Source organism: uncultured Microbulbifer sp., assembly GCF_947498635.1.
In the GTDB taxonomy this organism is placed as follows: Bacteria; Pseudomonadota; Gammaproteobacteria; order Pseudomonadales; family Cellvibrionaceae; genus Microbulbifer; species Microbulbifer echini.
Genome location: NZ_CANMKV010000142.1, coordinates 1 through 377, shown reverse-complemented (window position 1 = coordinate 377; position 377 = coordinate 1). Strand labels below are relative to the sequence as shown.

Below are 377 nucleotides of genomic sequence, written 5' to 3'. Positions count from 1 at the left end.
GCGGGAAACCGGGTTCGAACCGGCGACCTCAACCTTGGCAAGGTTGCGCTCTACCAACTGAGCTATTCCCGCAATTTGACCCGGCAGCACTGCTGCCGGGTCGTATTGGCATCCCCAAGGGGAGTCGAACCCCTGTTACCGCCGTGAAAGGGCGGTGTCCTAGGCCTCTAGACGATGGGGACAGAAACTTGCACTTCGGCCTAATGGCCCGGTGCTGCCATGCTGTCCATGGCAATACCACTGATTTCTCGGTGGCAATGCTTTCCGAGTTGACTAGAGATCATCTCAAAAAGCAAAAATTTGGAGCGGGAAACCGGGTTCGAACCGGCGACCTCAACCTTGGCAAGGTTGCGCTCTACCAACTGAGCTATTCCCGC

3 tRNA genes are annotated in these 377 nt (G+C 56.8%); all 3 read right to left on the bottom strand.

Annotated features, from left to right (window positions below):
• A tRNA-Gly gene (locus Q1A69_RS20205) sits at window positions 1-72 on the bottom strand.
• Window positions 73-106: 34 nt separating this feature from the next.
• Window positions 107-182, bottom strand: a tRNA-Glu gene (locus Q1A69_RS20200).
• 119 nt (window positions 183-301) lie between these two features.
• Window positions 302-377 (bottom strand) — tRNA-Gly (locus tag Q1A69_RS20195).